General features: G+C 64.4%; 16 protein-coding genes. 14 read left to right on the top strand and 2 right to left on the bottom strand.

The features are described from left to right. The first annotated feature begins 6 nt into the window (after window positions 1-6). The 7 genes from DNX69_RS13825 to DNX69_RS13795 all read left to right on the top strand — a co-directional run bounded on the left by DNX69_RS13825 (window position 7) and on the right by DNX69_RS13795 (window position 10,045). Window positions 7-1,287 (top strand): 2-oxo acid dehydrogenase subunit E2, encoded by a 1,281-nt coding sequence (locus DNX69_RS13825; RefSeq protein ID WP_110787620.1) that lies wholly within the window; start codon window positions 7-9, stop codon window positions 1,285-1,287. An 8-nt stretch (window positions 1,288-1,295) separates the two neighbouring features. After that, on the top strand, window positions 1,296-3,023 hold the full coding sequence (lpdA, locus tag DNX69_RS13820; RefSeq protein ID WP_110787619.1) for a dihydrolipoyl dehydrogenase: 1,728 nt from the start codon (window positions 1,296-1,298) through the stop codon (window positions 3,021-3,023). Between the two features lie 287 nt (window positions 3,024-3,310). After that, complete coding sequence (locus DNX69_RS13815; protein WP_234826972.1) at window positions 3,311-4,369, top strand: ABC transporter ATP-binding protein; 1,059 nt, start codon at window positions 3,311-3,313, stop codon at window positions 4,367-4,369. Then, the gene (locus DNX69_RS13810; RefSeq protein WP_110786548.1) at window positions 4,359-5,183 is read left to right on the top strand and encodes an ABC transporter permease; all 825 of its coding nucleotides are present in this window, start codon (window positions 4,359-4,361) and stop codon (window positions 5,181-5,183) included. Before DNX69_RS13815 ends, DNX69_RS13810 begins: the two co-directional genes overlap by 11 nt. A gap of 50 nt (window positions 5,184-5,233) precedes the next feature. After that, on the top strand, window positions 5,234-6,331 hold the full coding sequence (locus tag DNX69_RS13805; protein WP_165825261.1) for an ABC transporter substrate-binding protein: 1,098 nt from the start codon (window positions 5,234-5,236) through the stop codon (window positions 6,329-6,331). 160 nt (window positions 6,332-6,491) lie between these two features. After that, window positions 6,492-8,021 carry an acyl-CoA carboxylase subunit beta gene (locus DNX69_RS13800; RefSeq protein ID WP_425327311.1) on the top strand — a complete coding sequence of 510 codons (1,530 nt, stop codon included), beginning with the start codon at window positions 6,492-6,494 and terminating at the stop codon, window positions 8,019-8,021. Window positions 8,022-8,029: 8 nt separating this feature from the next. Then, complete coding sequence (locus tag DNX69_RS13795; protein WP_110786545.1) at window positions 8,030-10,045, top strand: acetyl-CoA carboxylase biotin carboxylase subunit; 2,016 nt, start codon at window positions 8,030-8,032, stop codon at window positions 10,043-10,045. A 229-nt stretch (window positions 10,046-10,274) separates the two neighbouring features. Here DNX69_RS13795 and DNX69_RS13790 read toward each other — a convergent pair whose 3' ends face one another. Continuing rightward, window positions 10,275-11,024 (bottom strand): sulfite exporter TauE/SafE family protein, encoded by a 750-nt coding sequence (locus tag DNX69_RS13790; protein WP_110786544.1) that lies wholly within the window; start codon window positions 11,022-11,024, stop codon window positions 10,275-10,277. Window positions 11,025-11,122: 98 nt separating this feature from the next. Between DNX69_RS13790 and DNX69_RS13785 the strand changes: the two genes are divergently transcribed. After that, window positions 11,123-12,022, top strand: coding sequence for a LysR substrate-binding domain-containing protein (locus DNX69_RS13785; RefSeq protein WP_110786543.1), 900 nt, complete (start codon window positions 11,123-11,125; stop codon window positions 12,020-12,022). A 73-nt stretch (window positions 12,023-12,095) separates the two neighbouring features. Here the strand turns inward: DNX69_RS13785 and DNX69_RS13780 are convergent, their stop codons facing one another. After that, window positions 12,096-12,845 (bottom strand): alpha/beta hydrolase, encoded by a 750-nt coding sequence (locus tag DNX69_RS13780; RefSeq protein WP_110786542.1) that lies wholly within the window; start codon window positions 12,843-12,845, stop codon window positions 12,096-12,098. Between the two features lie 461 nt (window positions 12,846-13,306). Between DNX69_RS13780 and DNX69_RS13775 the strand changes: the two genes are divergently transcribed. From DNX69_RS13775 to DNX69_RS13750, 6 genes are all read left to right on the top strand, one after another. Beyond that, window positions 13,307-14,338, top strand: a complete 1,032-nt coding sequence (locus DNX69_RS13775; RefSeq protein ID WP_110786541.1) for a class 1 fructose-bisphosphatase — start codon at window positions 13,307-13,309, stop codon at window positions 14,336-14,338. Between the two features lie 37 nt (window positions 14,339-14,375). Then, window positions 14,376-15,251, top strand: a complete 876-nt coding sequence (locus DNX69_RS13770) for a phosphoribulokinase (protein ID WP_110786540.1) — start codon at window positions 14,376-14,378, stop codon at window positions 15,249-15,251. Between the two features lie 34 nt (window positions 15,252-15,285). After that, window positions 15,286-17,301 (top strand): transketolase, encoded by a 2,016-nt coding sequence (tkt, locus tag DNX69_RS13765; protein ID WP_110786539.1) that lies wholly within the window; start codon window positions 15,286-15,288, stop codon window positions 17,299-17,301. 57 nt (window positions 17,302-17,358) lie between these two features. Next, on the top strand, window positions 17,359-18,444 hold the full coding sequence (gene fba / locus DNX69_RS13760) for a class II fructose-bisphosphate aldolase (RefSeq protein ID WP_110786538.1): 1,086 nt from the start codon (window positions 17,359-17,361) through the stop codon (window positions 18,442-18,444). A 58-nt stretch (window positions 18,445-18,502) separates the two neighbouring features. After that, complete coding sequence (locus DNX69_RS13755) at window positions 18,503-19,888, top strand: ribulose-bisphosphate carboxylase (protein WP_110786537.1); 1,386 nt, start codon at window positions 18,503-18,505, stop codon at window positions 19,886-19,888. A gap of 714 nt (window positions 19,889-20,602) precedes the next feature. Continuing rightward, a complete protein-coding gene (locus tag DNX69_RS13750) occupies window positions 20,603-22,294 on the top strand; it encodes a methyl-accepting chemotaxis protein (RefSeq protein WP_110786536.1) in 1,692 nt (563 codons plus the stop codon). The last annotated feature ends 5 nt before the right edge of the window (window positions 22,295-22,299 follow it).

Below are 22,299 nucleotides of genomic sequence, written 5' to 3'. Positions count from 1 at the left end.
GCGAGCATGTCTCAATCAATGGAAGTGGTTCTGCCCGATATCGGCGACTACAAGGATGTTCCAGTCGTCGAAGTCAACGTCTCCGTCGGCGATGAGGTGGCGATCGACACGCCGTTGCTGTCCATCGAGTCCGACAAGGCGACGATGGAGGTGCCGTCGCCGGCCGCAGGCACAGTAGCCCAATTGTTGATCGAGGTCGGAACGCGCGTTTCTCAAGGCTCGGTTCTGATGATTATCGAAGGTCGGGGCAAAACCGACGCGGCGCCGGCTGCGGAAGCGCCAGAGCCGGAGCGAGTGGCCCTGCAGAACGCCGCTGCGCCGTCACAGCAGCCAGCGCCGGCCGTTCTAGCCGTCGACTCCCGAGCACCTGCAGAGCAGCCACAGCCCGCCGGCGCTGCACATGCGTCGCCATCGGTCCGGGCGTTGGCGCGCGAGCTCGGTGTCACGCTGGACTCCGTCAGGCCCACCGGCCCCAAGGGCCGGATTCTGCGTGAGGACGTAGCGGCCTTCGTCAACGGACTGGTGCGATCGGGACCGGCGACGGGGCCGGCGGCCCGCACTCCGGCCGATTGGCCCAAGGCGGATTTCGAGAAGTACGGCGCGGTCGAGCGCTTGCCGCTGACGCGTATCCAGAACCTGACCGGCGCAAACCTCTCGCGAAGCTGGAGCGTCATTCCGCATGTGACGAATTTCGACAGAGCTGATGTGACCGAGGCCGAGGCGTTTCGTCAGCTCGCCAATGCCGAGGCGGCGAAGGGCGCTGCGAAGCTCACCATGGTGTCGCTGCTGATCAAGGCCGCCGCATTGGCGCTGCAGCAACATCCCCGATTCAATTCGTCGCTCGAGGGCGATGAGCTGATCCTCAAGCGCTACGTTCACATCGGCTTCGCGGTCGATACGCCGAAAGGTCTGGTCGTGCCCGTGATCCGAGACTGCGACCAGAAGGGGCTTCGTCAGATCGCCGCGGAAATGCGGTCGCTCGCCGATAAAGCGATCGCGGGTCAGCTCGCGTCCGGCGACATGCAGGGCGGCTGTTTTTCGGTGTCCTCTCTGGGAGGTGTCGGCGGTCAGGGATTTACGCCGATCATCAATGCGCCGGAGGTGGCGATCCTCGGCGCCGGGCGTGCCGCCACCGAGGCGGTCTGGAACGGGCGCGAATTTGAACCGCGACTCGTCCTTCCGCTCAGTCTGTCGTGGGATCACCGCGTGGTCGACGGCGTCGCCGCAGCCCGGTTCCTGGGCCTCGTCGCGTCGGTGCTGACCGATTTGCGGCGTTTCGCATTGTGAGGATGCAGATGCAGCAGACAGACGAGATCAGGGTCCCTGACATTGGAGATTTCCGGGACGTCGAGGTTGTCGAAGTCCACGTCAAAGCTGGCGACGTCGTCGCGCGTGAGCAGGCCTTGATCACGGTGGAATCCGACAAGGCGACGTTGGAAATTCCATCGCCAATCGCCGGAGTGATTGCGAGTGTCGCTATGCGCGTTGGGGACAAGGTGTCTCAAGGCGCCATCATCGGCAAGGCGGCGGCGTCAGCGACCGAGGAGATGCGCCCTCAGGCTGAGACGGTCGAGAAAAACGGGGCTGATACCGGCCGCGACGGAGCCGCCGATCACATGCGCTACGACCTCGTCGTGATCGGCGGCGGGCCCGGCGGATACTCTGCGGCGTATCGGGCCGCGGATCTCGGACTAAACACGGCGATCGTCGAGCGCTACGACACATTGGGTGGAGTCTGCCTGAACGTCGGGTGTATCCCATCCAAGGCCCTGCTGCATGTTGCGGCCGTCAAGGAGGAAGCAGAGCGGATCGCCGACGCGGGCATTCGCTTTGCCGCGCCGGACATCGATCTGCAGGCGTTGCGCGACTTCAAGAACGGCACGGTCAAAAAGCTCACCGACGGGCTGAGCCGGATGGCGGCGGCGCGGCGCGTCGCAATCATTCGCGGCACCGCGGCATTCGTCTCCGCCAATCAGATCGAGGTTGCAACTGAGGGCACGCGGCCCCGGCGGATCGCGTTCGGCCAATGCATCATCGCCACAGGCTCGAGTGCTGTCAGGTTGCCGATGCTCCCGGACGATGAACGGATCGTGACGTCGACCGGCGCGCTCGCGATGCGAAGCATCCCCAAACGAATGCTCGTGATCGGAGCGGGCATCATCGGCCTGGAGATGGCGACCGTGTACAGCGCGCTCGGCGCCAAGATCGACGTCGTCGAAAGGCTGCCGAATATGCTCGCCGGTGTGGATGCCGATGCCGTCAAGATCTGGAGATCGCGCAACGCGCATCGCTTCGAGCATATAGATCTCGCAAGCAGCGTATCGACTGCCGAGGTCACGCCTAACGGCATTTTGGTCGGCATCTCTGGCGCGTCGCCGCGCACAGGATCCTACGATCTCGTGCTGCAATCCGCTGGCCGCGTTCCCAACACCGGTGAGCTTGGTCTCGAAAACATCGATGTCGCGGTCGTTCCGAAGGGCTTCATCACGGTCGACGAGCAGATGAGGACGACTGCGCCCAATATCTTCGCCATCGGCGATATCGTCGGCGGTCCGATGTTGGCCCACAAGGCGGTTCACGAGGGACACGTCGCCGCGGAAGTCGCCGCCGGGAAGCCGACGGCTTTTGATGCGAAGATTGTCCCCAATGTTGCTTACACCGATCCCGAGATCGCTTGGGTCGGCAAGTCCGAGCGAGATGTCCTTGAATCCGGGGGAAAGATTCGTTCGGCGAAATTCCCGTGGGCCGCGTCCGGCCGGGCGATCGCATCGGGAGCGTCCTACGGCATGACGAAGCTGTTCTTCGATGCCGAAGCGAACCGGATCGTCGGGGGGGTGATCGTCGGACCGCATGCCGGCGATATGATCGCGGAGGTTTGCCTTGCGATCGAAATGGGGGCCGACGCGATCGACATCGGAAAGACCATCCACCCGCACCCGACCCTCGGCGAGACCATCGGCATGGCCGCCGAGGTGTACGAGGGGGCCTGCACCGACATCCTCCCGGTCGCCAGAGGCCGCTGAATCCGTCAGTTCAACGATTTTCATTCAACGGCTGTCCTCAAGCCCGACTTGCTTTGCCGGGCGGGGGCGGCGAACTTCCGGACCGGTAGATCGTCGATCGTTCGTGAGCCCCGTCTTGCGATGAAACGCCGTCATGCACGCCTTGACGGTCGCGACAGAAGCCGCGCCGTTCGAAGCCGCGGCACGGCTGTTCGCCATCTACTTGCCTGCAAGTTTTGCACTCGCGAACGAGTTTTATGCTTGCATACGAGTAATTGTCAAAATATCGTGCGTATTAACGAATATTGGTGGAAACGCCTGCGGTTACGGAGCCATGCGCTCGGAGCCCGATGTACCGGGGGGGTGCCCGGCCGCCGATAGTCGTTCGAACGCTCGACGGAGTAGCTCACGATGCGCAAGCTTGCAGGACGTTCCTGCGTCAATCCTCGTCCCGCCGATTCGACGACCAACAGCTTCTCCGCCTCGGGCGACGACGCGGTGATCGCGCAGGCGACTGGGGATGGACGCGAGCAGCCGCTGACGGGAGCGGCAAGATGAGTGCCGCCGCCGATCACGCGATAGCCGAGGCCTTGCCCGACAGCATGCCGCTGATCTCGGTGCACGGTGTCTCGAAGACTTATGCGACCCGTCGCGGCGGCAAGGTGCTGGCGATAGGTGAAGTCAATCTCGAGCTCGCGCAGCAGGAGTTCGTTTCGCTGATCGGACCGTCGGGGTGCGGCAAGTCGACTCTGTTGCATGTCGCCAGCGGACTGCTGAAGCCGACGACCGGGCAGGTGCTTGTACGTGGTGAGGACCGGCCGATCCGCGCCGAGGAGTTCGGCATGGTGTTTCAGGACGCCGTGCTGTTTCCGTGGCTGACCATCCGGCAGAATGTCGAGATGCCGGCGCAGGTGTTGCGCATTCCCAAGAGCGTTTACCGCTCGCGCTCCGCTGAATTGCTGGAGCTGGTCGGGCTCGGCAATTTCGGTGACGCCTATCCGCGCGAGCTCTCGGGCGGCATGCAGCAGCGAGCCGCGATCGCGCGTTCGCTGATTCACGATCCGGAGTTGCTGCTGATGGACGAGCCGTTCGGCGCGGTCGACGCAATCACGCGGGAAGCCCTCAACATCGAATTGCAGAGGATTCGCACCGTGGCGCGCAAGTCGGTGCTGTTCGTCACGCACTCCATTGCGGAGGCCGTGTTCCTCTCGGACCGGGTCGTCGTGATGAGCGCCCGGCCCAGCCAGATTCGCGCCATCATCGACATCGATCTGCCGGCCGAGCGTGGGCCGGAGATGATCGAGTCGCCTGAATTCGACAGCATTGTTCGGAAGATCCATCGGGAGCTCGGGCGCCATGTCCATTAACTCCGGTTCGTTCGATCGCCGTGAGCGGCTGCTGGATCTCGCCGTCACCGCAGTGCTTTCCTTGGGGCTGTTCGTCCTGTGCGTGCTCGTCTGGCAGGCGATCACGACCATGAGCCTGCTGCCCGCTTACCTCATTCCGACGCCCGCGGCGACCGCGCAGGCAATCTGGCGCGATCTGATCGATCCGCAATTCTGGACCGGCCAGCTCCTGCAGACGCTCTACGTCGTGGTGGTCGGTTTTCTCATCGCGGCGGTGATGGGCGTTCTGATCGGGCCTCTCCTCATCGTGCATCCGCTGGTCGAACGCTCCGTATACCCCTTCGTGGTGGCGTTTCAGGCGATGCCGAAGATCGCGATGGCTCCGCTCATCCTGGTCTGGTTCGGATACGGACACACGTCGAAGTTCCTGATCACCGCGCTGGTGGCGTTCTTCCCCGTCGTCGTCAACGTGATCGCCGGGCTCAAGGCCGGCGACGAACGGCAGCTCATCCTGATGCGCGCGCTCCGCGCCAATTGGTGGACGCGCATGGTTAGGGTGCGCATTCCGAACGCGATGCCCTACATCTTCGCCGGGCTGGATATCGCCGCGGTGTTCGCCGTGATCGGCGCGGTCGTTGCCGAGTTTCTCGGTTCGCCGAACGGTCTCGGCAGTCTGGTGATCATTCGCCAGACGAGCGTCGACACGCCGGGACTGTTCTCGGTTCTGTTCTTCCTGGCGGTGATGGGGTCGGCGCTGCATTTCCTCATCAATGCCGTGGGCAGGAAGTTTACGTTCTGGTCGCAAAGCGCTGACACCAAGGTCGCCAAGCGTTGACGAAGCGATCGTCTCCGACAGGCTCCGACAGCCGAAAGGGATTCATGCAGATGAAGCGGTACAAGGCCTCGCATACGCGGACAATGTTGTTGATCGCCTGCCTCGGCTTCGGCGGCTATAGCCATGGGGCGATCGCCGCGCCGGAGGCGGCCAGCGCGATTCCAGCGCCCGCCGACATCAAGGCGCCCGAGCAGAAGAACCTAGTGGTTCAAGGCGCGAGCCCAGTGCCGAACATTGGATATCTGCCGTTGTATGTCGGCCAGAAGATGGGCTTCTTCGAGCAAGAGGGCCTCAACGTCGAGATCAACTATTCACAGGGTGATTCTGTCACCATCCAGGCGATCAATACAGGCCAGGCGCAGGTGATGAGCGGTACGCCCGAGGCGCTGATCCACAGCTACGAGAAGGGACTCCACGGCGTTCTATTCTATCAAATTTATCGCAGGCTGATCTACTCGGTGGCCGTGCCGGAGGGCGGCAAGATCGATTCACCGGCGAGCCTCGCGGGGAAGACGATCGGCGTCGCCAGCATGGGCAGCACAGGCCTGATCATCGCCAAGATCGTGGCGAAGGACGCCGGCATTGATCCCGCCAGCCTCAAATTCCTGCCGGTCGGCACCGGGCAGCGCGCGATCAGCGCGCTCAAGGATGGGCAGGTCGACGCGTTGTCGCTGTGGGACGCGGCCTACGCGCAGATCGAGACCGCCGCCCCGGACACCAAGCTCACTTACTGGCGGCCCCCGAGCCTGAGCAAGGTCGGTGACGGCGGCTATTTCACCACCTGGGACACCATCCAGAAGATGCCGAATGCGCTCGCCCATTTCACCCGCGCGATCCAGAAGTCGCTGGCGGCCATTCACGATCAGCCCACCAAAGCGCTTGACGCCTATTGGCAAGTCAACCCCTCCGCCAAGCCCAAGGGGGCCGAGGCTGAGGCGCATCGGATCGGTCTGAAGGAGCTCGAGGTGCTGGGCCGATCGTTCGATATGAGCGGTGTCCCGTCGGAAATCGATGTGGCGAGCCTGAACGCTTATATCGAGACGTTCGTCGATCTCGGGCTGATCACCAAGGCGCCGCCGATCGAGGAATTCGTCACCAACGGCTTCCTGCCGATCGCGCAAGCAGCTGGTAACGAAAAGGCGAAGTAGCAGCAGGGCTGCGGCTGTCCGCCGATGTGGGATCGATTCGCTTTTGGCGGGTCGATCGCCGCGCCCATGCCTCTCCAGCCTTATCAATGGCGAACTTAACAGGCTATCGCAGGAACGCGCGCCGTGCTGGAGCGGTACGACCATCTCGGAGACGTTCGTGATCTCGACGATTGAAGCCCTCGACGACCGCCGCGCCGGTGCCAAGCTCGGCGGCGGCGAGAAGCGCATCAACGCGCAGCACGCCCGCGGCCGGCTCACCGCGCGCGAACGGATCGACCTGCTGCTCGACAAGCATTCGTTCGAGGAGATGGACATGTTCGTCCAGCACCGCTCGACCGAATTCGGGATGGAGAAGACCAAGATCCCCGGCGACGGCGTCGTCACCGGCTGGGGCACGGTCAACGGCCGCAAGGTGTTCGTGTTCGCCAAGGACTTCACCGTGTTCGGCGGCTCGCTGTCCGAGACCCACGCGGCGAAGATCACCAAGATCCAGGACATGGCGCTGAAGGCGCGGGCCCCGATCATCGGCCTATACGACGCCGGCGGCGCCCGCATCCAGGAGGGTGTCGCGGCGCTCGCCGGCTATTCCTACGTGTTCCGCCGCGTGGTGCAGGCCTCCGGCGTCATCCCGCAGATCAGCGTCATCATGGGCCCGTGCGCCGGCGGCGACGTCTACGCGCCGGCGATGACCGACTTCATCTTCATGGTGAAGAACACCAGCTACATGTTCGTCACCGGCCCCGACGTGGTGAAGACGGTGACCAACGAAGTGGTCACGCCGGAAGAACTCGGCGGCGCCTCGGTGCACGCTACCAAATCGTCGATCGCCGACGGTGCGTTCGAGAACGACGTCGAGACCCTGCTGCAGATGCGCCGGCTGCTCGACTTCCTGCCGTCGAATTCGGGCGACGGCGTGCCGGAATGGCCGAGCTTCGACGATATCGAGCGTGAGGACTTTTCGCTCGATACCCTGATCCCCGACAATCCGAACAAGCCCTACGACATGAAGGAATTGATCCTCAAAGTCGTGGACGAGGGCGATTTCTTCGAATTGCAGGACACTTTCGCCAAGAACATCATCACCGGTTTCGGCCGCATCGCCGGCCGCACCGTGGGCTTCGTCGCCAACCAGCCGATGGTGCTGGCGGGCGTGCTCGACTCTGACGCTTCGCGGAAAGCGGCGCGGTTCGTGCGGTTCTGCGACAGCTTCAACATTCCGATCGTCACCTTCGTCGACGTGCCTGGCTTCCTGCCGGGCACCGCGCAGGAATATGGCGGCCTGATCAAGCACGGCGCCAAGCTGCTGTTCGCGTTCTCGCAGTGCACCGTGCCGCTGGTCACCGTGATCACCCGCAAGGCCTATGGCGGCGCGTTCGACGTGATGGCGTCGAAGGAAATCGGCGCCGACATCAACTACGCCTGGCCGTCGGCGCAGATCGCCGTGATGGGCGCCAAGGGCGCGGTGGAGATCATCTTCCGCCAGGACATGAACGATCCGGACAAGATCGCGGCGCGGACCAAGGAGTACGAGGACCGCTTCCTGTCGCCGTTCATCGCCGCCGAGCGCGGCTATATCGACGACGTGATCATGCCGCACGCCACCCGCCGCCGCATCGCCCGTGCGCTGGCGATGCTGCGCGACAAGAAGATGGAAATCCCGGCCAAGAAGCACGACAACATGCCGCTGTAGGAAGAGCTGTGTTCAAACGAATTCTGATCGCCAACCGCGGCGAGATCGCCTGCCGGGTCATCAAGACCGCGCGTCGCATGGGTATCGAGACGGTCGCCGTCTATTCGGAGGCGGACCGCGACGCGCTGCACGTCGAAATGGCCGACGAGGCGGTGCTGATTGGACCGCCGGCAGCGGCGGAGAGCTATCTGGTGATCGAGAAGATCGTCGAGGCCTGCAAGAAGACCGGCGCAGAGGCGGTGCACCCGGGCTACGGCTTCCTGTCCGAGCGTGAGGCGTTCGCCAAGGCGCTGGCCGAGGCCGGCATCGTGTTCATCGGTCCGAACCCCGGCGCGATCGCCGCGATGGGCGACAAAATCGAGTCGAAGAAGGCCGCCGCCCAGGCCAAGGTCTCGACCGTGCCGGGCTTCCTCGGGGTGATCGAGGACGACAAGCATGCGGTGAAGATCGCCGACGAGATCGGCTATCCGGTGATGATCAAGGCCTCCGCCGGCGGTGGCGGCAAGGGCATGCGCATCGCGCATTCGACCGCCGAGGTCGCCGAAGGCTTCAACCTCGCCAAGGCCGAGGCCAAGGCTTCGTTCGGTGACGACCGGGTCTTCATCGAGAAGTTCATCGTCGACCCGCGCCACATCGAAATCCAGGTGCTCGGCGACAAGCACGGCAACGTCATCTATCTCGGCGAGCGTGAGTGCTCGATCCAGCGCCGCAATCAGAAGGTGATCGAAGAAGCGCCGTCGCCGCTGCTCGACGAGGTCACTCGCCGCAAGATGGGCGAGCAGGCGGTCGCGCTGGCCAAGGCCGTGAACTATGACAGCGCCGGCACCGTCGAGTTCGTGGCCGGCCAGGACAAGAGCTTCTACTTCCTCGAAATGAACACCCGCCTGCAGGTCGAACACCCGGTCACCGAAATGGTCACCGGCATCGACTTGGTCGAGCAGATGATCCGTGTGGCGGCCGGCGAGAAGCTGGCGCTGGCGCAGAAGGACGTCACGCTGAAGGGCTGGGCGGTCGAAAGCCGCGTCTATGCGGAAGATCCGTTCCGCAACTTCCTGCCGTCGATCGGCCGCCTGGTGAAGTACCGTCCGCCGGCCGAGAGCGCGGCCTCGGGCATCACGGTGCGCAACGACACCGGCGTGCAGGAGGGCGGCGAGATCTCGATGTTCTACGACCCGATGATCGCCAAGCTGGTGACGCACGGGCCGTCGCGCGCCGCGGCGATCGAGGCACAGGCCCACGCGCTCGACGCCTTCTACGTCGATGGCATTCGCCACAACATTCCGTTCCTGTCGGCGCTGATGACGCATCCGCGCTGGCGCGAGGGCAATCTGTCGACCGGCTTCATCGCCGAAGAGTTTCCGCAAGGTTTCCACCCGCGGGTGCCGGAGGGCGAAGTCGCCCGCCGCATCGCTGCGGTCGGCGCGGCGATCGACCGGGTGATCGGCGAACGCAAGCGCAAGATCTCGGGTCAGATGATCGGCCGCGCGGTGATCCGCGAGCGCCGCCGCTGCGTCTGGCTGGAGCGCAGCGAAGTGCCGCTCGACGTGATCCGCGAGGGCGAGGCGTTCGTCGTCCGTTTCGCCAACCCCGACGGTTCGCTCGGTCAGCCGCATCAATTGCTGTCGTCCTGGATGCCGGGCGATCCGGTCTGGGAAGGCACCATCGACGGCCGTCCGGTGGCGGTGCAGGTCCGCTCGATCCCGAACGGCTTCAAGCTGGCGCATCACGGCTACGAGGTGTCGGTCAACGTCTTCACCGAGCGCGAAGCGGCTGCCGCGCGCTGGATGAAGGAAGTCGACAAGGCCGACACCGGCAAGAAGGTGCTGTGCCCGATGCCGGGGCTGATCGTGTCGATCGCGGTCACCGAAGGCCAGGAGGTCAAGGCCGGCGAGACGCTCGCGGTGGTCGAGGCGATGAAGATGCAGAACGTGCTGCGCGCCGAACGCGACGGCACCGTCAAGAAGATCCACGCCTCGGCCGGAGCGACGCTCGCGGTCGACGCGATGATCATGGAATTTTCCTGAATTTGTTAAAGACTATTCTCTGAGGGGCGGTTCTAGATTCGATCATTGAGTGAATTTGGATCAGCCTGCGGCTGAAGCTGGTTGCTGAGGCCTCCAATGTCGATTGCCTTTGAAACCAGGCGGCAGAAGTGGTGCGCAGGAGTGGCACACAAGCCTCGCCAGGCGGTGCGGAAGTCCGTTGTTTGTCGAGATTGTTGAGAAGCTCGATCCACCGCTTCTCAGACCCCGCTCACAGCAGTGATTTCATCATCATCTCACACCCCAGCAGCAAGAGGCAGATCAGGAAACCGCGGCGAAAGGTAGTAGGACTGATCCGGCTGCGGACGAGCTGGCCTGCCCACATGCCGCTGAGCGCGGGGATGGTGGCGAGGGCCGATAGGGTGAGATGATCGATGTGAAACGCGCCGTGCGCGCCGAGCCCAATGGCGAGCGCGATCGTCGAGACGGTGAACGACAGGCCGAGTGCCTGCACCAGATCGTCCTTGGCGAGCCCGAGCGACTGAATATAGGGGACCGCCGGAATCACGAACACGCCGGTTGCGCCCGTCACGACACCTGTTAGTCCGCCGATCAGCGGCGACAGCCACGGCTCGGCGCGGTGCGGAACGCCGATCGGACGGGCCAGCAGCGTTGTGCTCGCGTAGACGATCAGGGCGATGCCGAGCATCGCGGTGGTCACCCGCGTGTCGCCGCTAGCGATCCATGTCGATCCCAGCAGCGTGCCGACGACGACCGCCACCATCATCGGCCACAGCCGGCGCAGCGCTGCACCCAGGCTCGGGCCGGCCAGCAGCTGCCAGACATTGGTGACGAAGGACGGCACCAGCAGCAGGCTGGCGGCCGAGACCGGCGAGATCAATGCGCCGAGCACGCCCATCGCCACAGTCGGCAACCCCATGCCGGTGACGCCCTTGACCAGGCCGGCGACAAAAAAGGTGGCGAAGACTGCGACCAGCAGCGAGATCGAAACATCGGACATGGCGCATCACCACCGCTTCGCGAGGCTTCTGGCAATGCGGATGGGCCGATGCATGCCTTCGGCTATGCCGAAGGTTGATCATCGGCTAGTCTCGGGGCATGCGCTTCGATCTCACCGATCTCGGCCTATTCCTCGCCGTCATCGAAGCCGGCAGCATCACCCGCGGTGCGGCCGAAGCCGGTCTTTCGCTGCCGGCCGCCAGCGAAAGGCTGCGCGACATGGAGGCGGTCGGCGAAGTTCTGCTGCTGCATCGCGGCCGGCGCGGCGTCGTGCCGACCGAGGCGGGCGAGGCGCTCGCGCATCACGCCCGCACGATCCTGCACCAGATCGCCGACATGCGGGGCGAGCTCGGCCGCTATGCCAAGGGAATGCGTGCGAGTGTCCGCATCCTGGCGAACACGGCGGCCATGACGGAGCATCTGCCCGAGCGGCTGGCGACCTGGATGGCGCAGCACCCGCGGGTCGATGTGGATCTCAAGGAACGGCAGAGTTTCGAGATCGCCAGGAGCGTGTCTGCCGGCTTCGCCGAAATCGGCATCCTGTCCGGCGCTGCCGCGACCGGCGGCCTGACGCTGCGCCCGTTCGCCGTCGACCGGCTGGTGGCCGTGCTGGCGCCGGGCCACGCTCTTGCGGGAAAGCCGCAGCTGCGGTTTTCCGACCTGCTCGACCATCATTTCGTGGGCCTGACCGGCGGCGCGCTGCAGCAGCATCTCGAGATGCAGGCGGCGCGGCTCGGGGCCAAGATCAAGCTCCGGGTCGCGCTTCGCAGCTTCGACGGCATCTGCCGGCTCGCGGGCGAAGGCGTCGGAATCGGCATCGTGCCGGAAGCGGCGGCGCGGCGTTCGAAGCGATCGGCCGGCATTGCCATCGCCCGGCTTCAGGACGATTGGGCGACGCGCCGGCTGTCGGTCTGCGTCCGCAGCGAGCCGGAGCTGACGCCACTTGCGCGAAGCCTCTTTCAGCATCTCGCGTCCCGGCCGTCGTCGCGGCTCCGCTGAGACTTTGCGGGCAATGAGGGGGCTGCAGCGCCGGTGTGATCTCAAGTGCGACCAGCGCTGCGGCCGCTGCGCGTCACAAACTCCGCTGCACGAAACTGTCAATCGCGGCGGCGATCAGGTCCTTGTCGTTGTCGATCGTCGCGACGTGGTAGGAATTGTCCAGCCACAGCGTTTCGATCCGGCTGGAGCCGACGTGATTGGCGATCACGGTCGCATTGGCCGGCGACAGCACATGGTCGACCCGCGAATTGATCACCAGGGTCGGGCACTTGATCTTCGGCAGCAGCGCGCGGGCGGTGGCGGCCAGGCCCATCACCTGCTTGACGCAGGTCACCGGCACCTGGTCGTAGGCCAGCTCCTTGGTGGTGGTGTCGACCATGTCCGAGCCGATCCCGGGGACGAATTCCGGCAGGCCGCGGGCGTAGGCTAGCCCGGCGAGGTCGGGCGAATCGATCTGCACGGCGGCGTTGATCGGAATCACGCCGGCGACCTTCTCGGGATGCGAGGCGGCCAAATACAGCGACAGCGTGCCGCCCATCGACAGCCCAGCCACGAAGGTCTTGTCGCATTTGGCCGAGAGCTCCAGCAGCGCGTCTTCGGCGCAATCGACCCAGTCGTTGGCGGTGGTCTTGGCCATCGCGGCCGGAGACACGCCGTGCCCCGGCAGCCGTGGGCCGAGGATCGAATAGCCACGCTCGCCGAGTCGTTCGCCGAGATAGCGCATGCTCTGCGGGCTGCCGGTGAATCCATGCACCAGCAGCACGCCGGTCTTGCCACCGTCGAACGCGAACGCCTCCGCGCCGACCATCACCGCTTCGCCCATCTCGTCTCCCCCTGTGTTTCCGGTCGCAGCCTGCACCGCTCGGTCAACCAGCTGTTTTGGTTCATTTTTCTTATGTCCCAAAAATTCCCCCGGAGCGTCAAGCGAGGTGGCGGCGCAGCGCTGGTGGGGGACGCCGCATGGTCAAACGGACGCAGGTCGTGCGAGCCGCAGACTGCTAAAGTATGAGAGCTCAGCCTCCAACGCCGTTTGGCGGCCAAATCGGGCCGAACTTCCGCTTCGGGTCTGATCTAAATCACAGCGGCCTTCGACTAATTGTGCAGAATTCGCGCCGCGCCGCCATTTTCCGGTACACAAATACAGGGCGGTGGCGCTCCATATAAAAATTCCTTTGGTGGTACCAAGGAAAATGCAATTTCTCTTATGTGATCGATCGGCTCACAAGCTCCGCGCAACGGAGCTCGCGGAGCCAGTTGGCCGCGCTACGTTGTGGGGGAGTCATCATGGGTCAGGGCCAAACGCTTTCAGCTGTTTTGGATTCATATGCGGTCGCGCCGCAGCAGAAAGCGGTCGCCGCCGCGGTCGCCGCGATCGCCGCGGGGTCGATCGAAATCTCTGAACTGATCGGGCAGGGGGCTCTGGCCGGCATCACCGGCGCGGCGCATGGCGGCAGCAATGCCGATGGCGACGTGCAGAAGGATCTCGACGTCAAGGCCGATGAGATCATCGTCGCGGCGTTGAAGGACGTGCCCTACGCGGCGCTGGCGTCCGAAGAATCCGACACGCTGCTCGACGGCGATCCGAACGCGCCGATCTCGATCGCCTACGATCCGCTCGACGGCTCGTCCAACATCGACACCAATATGACGGTCGGGACGATCTTCTCAATCATCCCGAACCAGCCGGGCGTGAAGCCGTTCACCGCCCCTGGCTCCTGCCAGATCGCCGCCGGTTTCGTGGTGTACGGGCCGCAGACCTCGCTGGTGCTGACGCTCGGCGACGGCGTCGACATCTTCACGCTGGATCGCAAGGCCAGAACGTACCGGCTGATCCGCGAGCGCGTCACCGTGCCGGCCGACACCGCCGAATACGCCATCAACGCCTCCAACCATCGCCATTGGGAGCAGCCGATCCGCGACTTCGTCGACGAGTGCATCGCCGGCTCCGACGGTCCGCGCGCCAAGGACTTCAACATGCGCTGGATCGGTTCGCTGGTGGCCGAGGTCTATCGCATCCTCACCCGCGGCGGCGTGTTCCTGTATCCGGGCGACAACCGCGCGGGCTACGGCAACGGCCGGCTGCGGCTGCTGTACGAAACGCATCCGATGTCGTTCGTGATGGAGCAGGCCGGCGGCGCCGCCTCGACCGGGCGCGAGCGGGTGCTCGATCTCACCGCCAAGACGATCCATCAGCGCTCGCCGCTGATCATGGGGTCGATCGACAAGGTCAAGCGCATCGAACTGCTGCACACCGATCCGAGTGCGGCCTCGCGTTCGGCGCCGCTGTTCGCCCGTCGCGGTCTATTCCGCGTCTGACGTCGTCTCCCCCGGTTGGAATTGGAAGTCTCCCCTCATGTCTCGCAAGCACCCGATCATCTCCATCACCGGCTCCTCCGGCGCCGGCACCACCTCCGTGAAGAAGACGTTCGAGCAGATCTTCCGCCGCGAGAACGTCAACGCCGCCTTCATCGAAGGTGACGCGTTCCACCGCTACAACCGCGTCGACATGCGCAACAAGATGGCGGAGGAAGCCGAGAAGGGAAACAAACACTTCTCGCATTTCAGCCCCGAGACCAATCTGTTCGAGGAGCTCGAGACCACGTTTCGCGATTACGCCACCACCGGCACCGGCAGAACCCGCACCTACGTCCATGACGACAAGGAAGCCGCGATCCACGGCGTCGCGCCCGGAAATTTCACCGAATGGCACTCGCTGCCGGCGGACTCCGATCTCCTGTTCTACGAAGGTCTCCACGGCGCGGTGATCACCGAGAAGGTCAACGTCGCCCAGCATGCCGACCTCAAGATCGGCGTGGTGCCGGTGATCAATCTGGAGTGGATCCAGAAGCTGCACCGCGACCGTGCCGACCGCGGCTACACCACCGAAGCGGTGACCGACACGATCCTGCGCCGGATGCCGGACTACGTGCACTACATCGTGCCGCAGTTCGCCGAGACCGACATCAACTTCCAGCGGGTGCCGACCGTCGACACCTCGAACCCGTTCATCGCACGCTGGATTCCCACCGCCGACGAATCGATGGTGGTGATCCGCTTCAAGAACCCACGCGGCATCGACTTTGCGTATCTGCTGTCGATGATCCAGGGCAGCTTCATGTCGCGGGCCAATTCGATCGTGATCCACGGCGCCAAGCTGGACTTGGCGATGCAGTTGATCCTGACGCCGTTGATCATGCAACTGATCGACCGCAAGCGAAGCATGAAGTAATGCCCAACATCTGCAAGAAACTGGGGAGGCCGGTTTGAACGTTCCCGCACGCGACATCCACGACAAGGTCACGCATCGCGACATGGCGAATGCGATTCGCTTTCTCGCCATCGACGGCGTCGAGAAGGCGAAGTCCGGCCACCCGGGCATGCCGATGGGCATGGCCGACGTCGCCACCGTGCTGTTCACTCGCTTTCTGAAGTTCGATCCCGCCGATCCGGCCTGGGCCGATCGTGACCGCTTCGTGCTGTCGGCCGGCCACGGTTCGATGCTGCTGTACGCGCTGCTGCATCTGACCGGCTATCCGGAAATGACGATCGATCAGCTCAAATCGTTCCGGCAGTGGGTGTCGAAGACCCCGGGCCATCCGGAATACGGCCACACCCAGGGCGTGGAGACCACCACTGGCCCGCTCGGCCAGGGACTCGCCACCTCGGTCGGCATGGCGCTCGCCGAGCGGATGATGAACGCGCGCTACGGCGACGCGCTGGTCGATCATACCACTTACGTCATCGCCGGCGACGGCTGCCTGATGGAAGGCGTCAGCCACGAGGCGATCTCGCTGGCCGGCCACCTCAAGCTGAACAAGCTGATCGTGCTGTGGGACGACAACCACATTTCGATCGACGGCGACACCTCGCTGTCGTGCTCGGACGATCAGCTCGCGCGCTTCGCCGCGTCCGGCTGGGCCACCACCCGGGTCGACGGCCATGATCCCGAAGCGGTCGCGACCGCGATCGAGCAGGCTAAGAAGAGCGATCGTCCGTCGCTGATCGCCTGCCGCACCACAATCGGCTTCGGTTCGCCGAAGGTCGCCGGCACCGAGAAGGCGCACGGCGCTCCGCTCGGCGCCGACGAGGTCGAGAAGACCCGTGCCGCGCTGAACTGGCCGTATCCGCCGTTCGAAATTCCCGATCCGATCCTGGCGCGCTGGCGCGAAGCCGGCGGCCGCGGCAAGGCTGCACGTGACGCCTGGAGCCAGCGTTTGGCGGCGGCGGATGCGGCGACCCGCACCGGCTTCACCGATGCGCTCGCCGGCAAGTTGTCGACGGATTACGAAGGCGCACTGCAGGGCCTGATCGCCAAGTTCGACGCCGACAAGCCGACCATCGCCACCCGTCAGGCGTCGCAGCTCACCATCGACGCCATCGTGCCGGCGTCGCCGAACATTCTCGGCGGCTCGGCCGACCTGACGCACTCCAACCTGACGCACGCCAAGGGCACCGCGTCGGTCAAGCCGGGTGCGTTCGGCGGCTCCTACCTGCACTACGGCATCCGCGAATTCGGCATGGCGGCGGCGATGAACGGCATCGCGCTGCACGGCGGCTTCGTACCGTTCGGCGGCACCTTCCTGGTGTTCGCCGACTACAGCCGTCCGGCGATCCGCCTCGCGGCGCTGATGGGCGCGCGCGTCATCCATGTGATGACCCACGATTCGATCGGCCTCGGCGAGGATGGTCCGACCCATCAGCCGGTCGAGCACGTCGCTGCGTTGCGCGCTATCCCGAATCTGCTGGTGTTCCGCCCGGCCGACGCGATCGAGACCGCGCAGGCCTGGGACGTCGCGCTGAAGCAGACTTCGCGTCCGTCTGTGCTGGCGCTGTCGCGCCAAGGCCTGCCGGCGTTGCCGCGGTCGAACGGCGCGAGCGGCAATCCGGTGGCGCGCGGCGCTTATGTCGTGGTCGATCCCGGCCAGCGCGACGTCACCCTGATCGCCACCGGTTCGGAAGTGTCACTGGCGCTCGAAGCCGCCAAGAAACTCGGCGAAGCCGGCGTCAAGGCTGCGGTGGTGTCGGCACCGTGCTTCGAACTGTTCGCCGAGCAGGACGACGCCTACCGCGCCGGCGTGCTCGGCACCGCGCCGCGGGTCGGCATCGAAGCGGCGCGCGACACCGATTGGCGGCGTTGGATCGGTGATACCGGCGCATTCGTCGGCATGACCGGGTTCGGCGCCTCGGCGCCGGCGCCGGTGCTGTACCAGAAGTTCGGCATCACCGCAGACGCGGTGGTGGACGCCGCCAAGGGCGTGATCGCCCGCGGTAAGCATTGAGCCCGGTTTGGACATCACGACGACCTCGTCGTCACATAGTTAGTTTGAGGAGACATCATGGCGCGCATTACTCTGAGGCAATTGCTGGATCACGCCGCCGAGCACGGCTACGGCGTGCCCGCCTTCAACATCAACAACATGGAGCAGGGCCTCGCGATCATGGAGGCGGCGGCGCTGGTCGACGCGCCGGTGATCATCCAGGCATCGCGCGGCGCCCGCTCCTACGCCAACGACATCATGCTGGCGAAAATGATCGACGCGCTGGCCGAGATGTACCCGGACATCCCGTTGTGCATGCATCAGGACCACGGCAACGACGAAGCCACCTGCGCCACCGCGATCCGCTACGGCTTCACCTCGGTGATGATGGACGGCTCGCTCAAGGCCGACGCCAAGACCGCCGCCGACTATCAGTACAACGTCGACATCACCCGCCGCGTCGTCGACATGGCGCATTGGGTCGGCGCGTCGGTGGAAGGTGAGCTCGGCGTGCTCGGTTCGCTTGAGCACGGCGGCGGCGAGCAGGAAGACGGCCACGGGGTCGAAGGCAAGGTCAGCCGCGAGCAGCTCCTGACCGACCCGGACCAGGCGGTCGACTTCGTTCGCGCCACCAAGGTCGATGCGCTGGCGATCGCGATGGGCACCTCGCACGGCGCCTACAAGTTCAGCCGCAAGCCGGACGGCGACGTGCTCGCCATGAAGGTGGTCGAAGAGATCCACCGCCGCCTGCCGAACACTCATCTGGTGATGCACGGCTCGTCGTCGGTGCCGCAGGACCTGCAGGACATCTTCAACGAGTTCGGCGGCGCGATGCCGCAGACCTTCGGCGTGCCGGTCGAGGAGATCGTGCGTGGCATCAAGCACGGTGTCCGCAAGGTCAATATCGACACCGACTGCCGTCTGGCGATGACCGGCGTGTTCCGGAAAGTGGCGACCCAGAACAAGGCGGAGTTCGATCCGCGCAAGTTCCTCAAGCCGGCGATGGATGCGATGCGCGACGTCTGCAAGCTGCGCTTCGAGCAGTTCGGCACCGCCGGCAACGCCTCGAAGATCAAGGTCGTTCCGATGTCGGAAATGGCCAAGCGCTACAAGGCCGGCGCGCTCGATCCGCAGATCGGCGAGGTCGCCCGCGCGGCGGAGTAATTGAAACAGATCCGCGGCGGCCAGCGGGCCGCCGCGCCTCGCATTGCAGGAGATCACCATGGACCAGTCGAACCGCTACGCTAACCTCAACCTCAAAGAGAGCGAGCTGATCGCGGGCGGGCGGCATGTGCTGTGCGCCTACATCATGAAGCCGAAGTCCGGATTCGGAAATTTCATCCAGACCGCCGCGCACTTCGCCGCCGAATCCTCGACCGGCACCAACGTCGAAGTCTCCACCACCGACGACTTCACCCGCGGCGTCGACGCGCTGGTGTACGAGATCGACGAGGCCAACAGCCTGATGAAGATCGCGTATCCGATCGAGCTGTTCGATCGCAACGTGATCGACGGCCGCGCCATGATCGCCTCGTTCCTGACGCTGACGATCGGCAACAACCAGGGCATGGGCGACGTCGAATACGCCAAGATGTACGATTTCTACGTGCCGCCGGCGTATCTCAAGCTGTTCGACGGCCCCTCGACCACCATCAAGGATTTGTGGCGCGTGCTCGGCCGGCCGGTGATCAACGGCGGCTTCATCGTCGGCACCATCATCAAGCCCAAGCTCGGCCTGCGTCCGCAGCCGTTCGCCAATGCGTGCTACGATTTCTGGCTCGGCGGCGACTTCATCAAGAACGACGAGCCGCAGGGCAACCAGGTGTTCGCGCCGTTCAAGGACACGGTGCGTGCGGTCGCCGACGCGATGCGCCGCGCGCAGGACAAGACCGGCGAGGCCAAGCTGTTCTCGTTCAATATCACCGCCGACGATCACTACGAGATGCTGGCGCGCGGCGAATTCATCCTCGAGACCTTCGCCGACAACGCCGACCACATCGCCTTCCTGGTCGACGGCTATGTGGCCGGTCCGGCGGCGGTTACCACCGCTCGCCGCGCCTTCCCGAAGCAGTATCTGCACTATCACCGCGCCGGCCACGGTGCGGTGACCTCGCCGCAGTCCAAGCGTGGCTACACAGCCTTCGTGCTGTCGAAGATGGCGCGCCTGCAGGGGGCCTCGGGCATCCATACCGGCACCATGGGCTTCGGCAAGATGGAAGGCGAGGCGGCCGATCGCGCGATCGCCTACATGATTACTGAAGACTCGGCGGACGGTCCGTATTTCCACCAGGAATGGCTCGGCATGAACCCGACCACGCCGATCATCTCCGGTGGCATGAACGCGCTGCGGATGCCGGGCTTCTTCGACAACCTCGGCCACTCCAACCTGATAATGACGGCCGGCGGCGGGGCGTTCGGCCACATCGACGGCGGTGCGGCGGGTGCCAAGTCGCTGCGTCAGGCCGAGCAGTGCTGGAAGCAGGGTGCCGACCCGGTCGAATTCGCCAAGGATCACCGCGAATTCGCCCGCGCCTTCGAGAGCTTTTCGCACGACGCCGACAAGCTGTATCCGAACTGGCGCGCCAAGCTGAAGCCGCAGGCGGCATAAGTCGGCCTAAGTCGGCCTAAGTGATTGCAACGGCCTGCGTCGCAAACGCAGGCCGTTTTCGTTTGAGCACCCCCTAATAGTACTTCATAGCCCCGGCGCCGGTGTTGGTTGACGGTCAACCGTGCGATGAGGCCGCGCTTGCGCTCCAGATGTCTTGCGGCATCCTTGTCGCCGTGACGGACTGATAGCTGCGGGACGCAAAAGCTCTGAATCGGCGGGTTGTCGAACGGATTCCGCAGTCCCGGTGCCGATTGGCGGCACTGACCGCCGACTGACCGTGAGTTGATCCCGTTCGATCAAGAGGGAGCGGCGCGACGCTGGCTCCCGGTTCGACCTCGTCGCAGGTGCGGTCGCTTCCGCGGACTCGTTACGGTCGTCTCGTGGTCATGGGGTGCGTAATCGAATACCGCCATTCCCGCGTGCGGTCGGGTCGGTGCATCTGGATACCTACAGCGGACTGAGGTAGATGAATCGCGTCGAAACAAATTCGATAAATAGATCAAATGTTTACGGTGTGGCGCACTTGGTTCCCGAAGAGCCTCGGGATGACACGTACTCCGTAATTCTACGTGGGACCAGGGTTAACGCCCCCTCAAGGGGAATACCGCAATCTGCTTCCAAGGATCGTTCACGTGTCCAGTACGAGTCGACTCGGAATGATCCGAATGTGCGGAAGCGCACATAATGAGTCTCCTTCCAGACGAGTAGAAGTCGATGCTGTCCAGTCTTTCAATACGCACCAAGATTATCGCGCTCGTGGCTCTGCTTCTCGTCGCGTTGTCCGGGGTCGGTGGTCTTGGTCTGCTCAAGATGCGGACCCTGAACAACTCCACGATCGACATCGGGACGAATTGGTTGCCGAGCATTCGCGCCCTTGGTGATATCCGCACCACGCTGGCGATGTACCGCGTGACGTTGCGAGCTCATGCAATGGAAGTGACGGCGGAAGGCAAGGCGACTGCAGCCAAGCGGATCGCCCGCGTCGAAGACACCATCAACAAGCAGCTCGAAATCTACCGTAAGATGATCACGTCGCCTGAAGAGAAAGCGCTCTATCAGGACTTTACCAAGGAGCTGAACCTCTATCTCGACGGCGCCAAAAAGGCGGTCGAGATGTCGCAGCAGAGTCTTGGTCAGTCGACCGCGGAGCTCGGCGTGTACTTGACCAAGACCCTTGGGCCGATCGGCAGCCGGGTCGATGCGCTCGTGCAGAAGAGTGTCGATGTCAACAACAGGGGATCCGACGAATCCACCGCGACGGCGGAGGCCACCTATAGCTCGGCACTGATGATCGTAATCACGATCTTGGTCCTGGCGATCGCGTTCGGGGCGATCGCGAGCTATCTGGTGATCCGCGACATCAGCCGTGGAATCGCTTCGATCATTGCGCCGATGCAGGCGCTCGGCCAGGGCGACCTGACCGCCGAGGTGCCGCATCGCGGGGAAGCGACCGAGATCGGCGCGATGGCGGATTCGCTGCAGATCTTCAAAGAAGCGCTGATCGCCAAGCGCGACGCCGATCAGGCTGCGGCCCGCGAGGCCGAGGAGAAGATCGCGCGCGGCCAGCGGGTCGATGCCGCCACCCGGCAGTTCGAAAAGGCGATCAGCGAAATCGTCGATACGGTGTCGTCGGCATCCACCGAGCTGGAGGCGTCGGCGGGCACGCTGACCTCGACCGCCGACCGCTCGCAGGACTTGGCGACCTCGGTCGCTGCGGCGTCCGAAGAGGCTTCCACCAACGTTCAGTCGGTCGCTTCCGCGACCGAGGAGATGTCGTCGTCGATCACCGAGATCAGTCGTCAGGTGCAGGAGTCGTCTCGCATCGCCTCGGAGGCGGTCGATCAGGCCCGCAAGACCAACGCCAGCGTCGGCGATCTCTCGGAGGCCGCCAGCCGGATCGGCGACGTGGTGGAACTGATCAATACCATCGCCGGCCAGACCAATCTGCTCGCGCTCAATGCTACCATCGAGGCGGCTCGGGCCGGCGAAGCCGGTCGCGGCTTTGCGGTGGTGGCTGCGGAGGTCAAGGCTTTGGCGGAGCAGACCGCGAAAGCCACCGGCGAGATCAGCCAGCACATTTCCGGAATCCAATCGGCCACCAACGATTCGGTCGAGGCGATCCGCGAAATCGGCCTCACCATCGGGCGAATGTCGGAAATTTCTTCGGCGATCGCCGCCGCGGTCGAGGAACAGGGCGCAGCGACACAGGAAATCTCCCGCAACGTGCAGCAGGCTGCGCACGGCACCCAGCAGGTGTCCGCGAACATCTCGGACGTGCAGCGCGGGGCCACTGAGACCGGATCGGCGTCCGTTCAGGTGTTGTCCGCCGCGCAGTCACTGTCGCAGGAATCGAGTCGGCTGAAGATCGAGGTCACCAAGTTCCTCGACACCGTTCGGGTCGCCTGATCGGG

The sequence above is a fragment of the Rhodopseudomonas palustris genome (assembly GCF_003226555.1).
Taxonomy (GTDB): Bacteria; Pseudomonadota; Alphaproteobacteria; order Rhizobiales; family Xanthobacteraceae; genus Rhodopseudomonas; species Rhodopseudomonas palustris_I.
The sequence above is the reverse complement of the archived record's forward strand: the minus strand, read 5'-3'. Positions and strand labels throughout refer to the sequence as shown.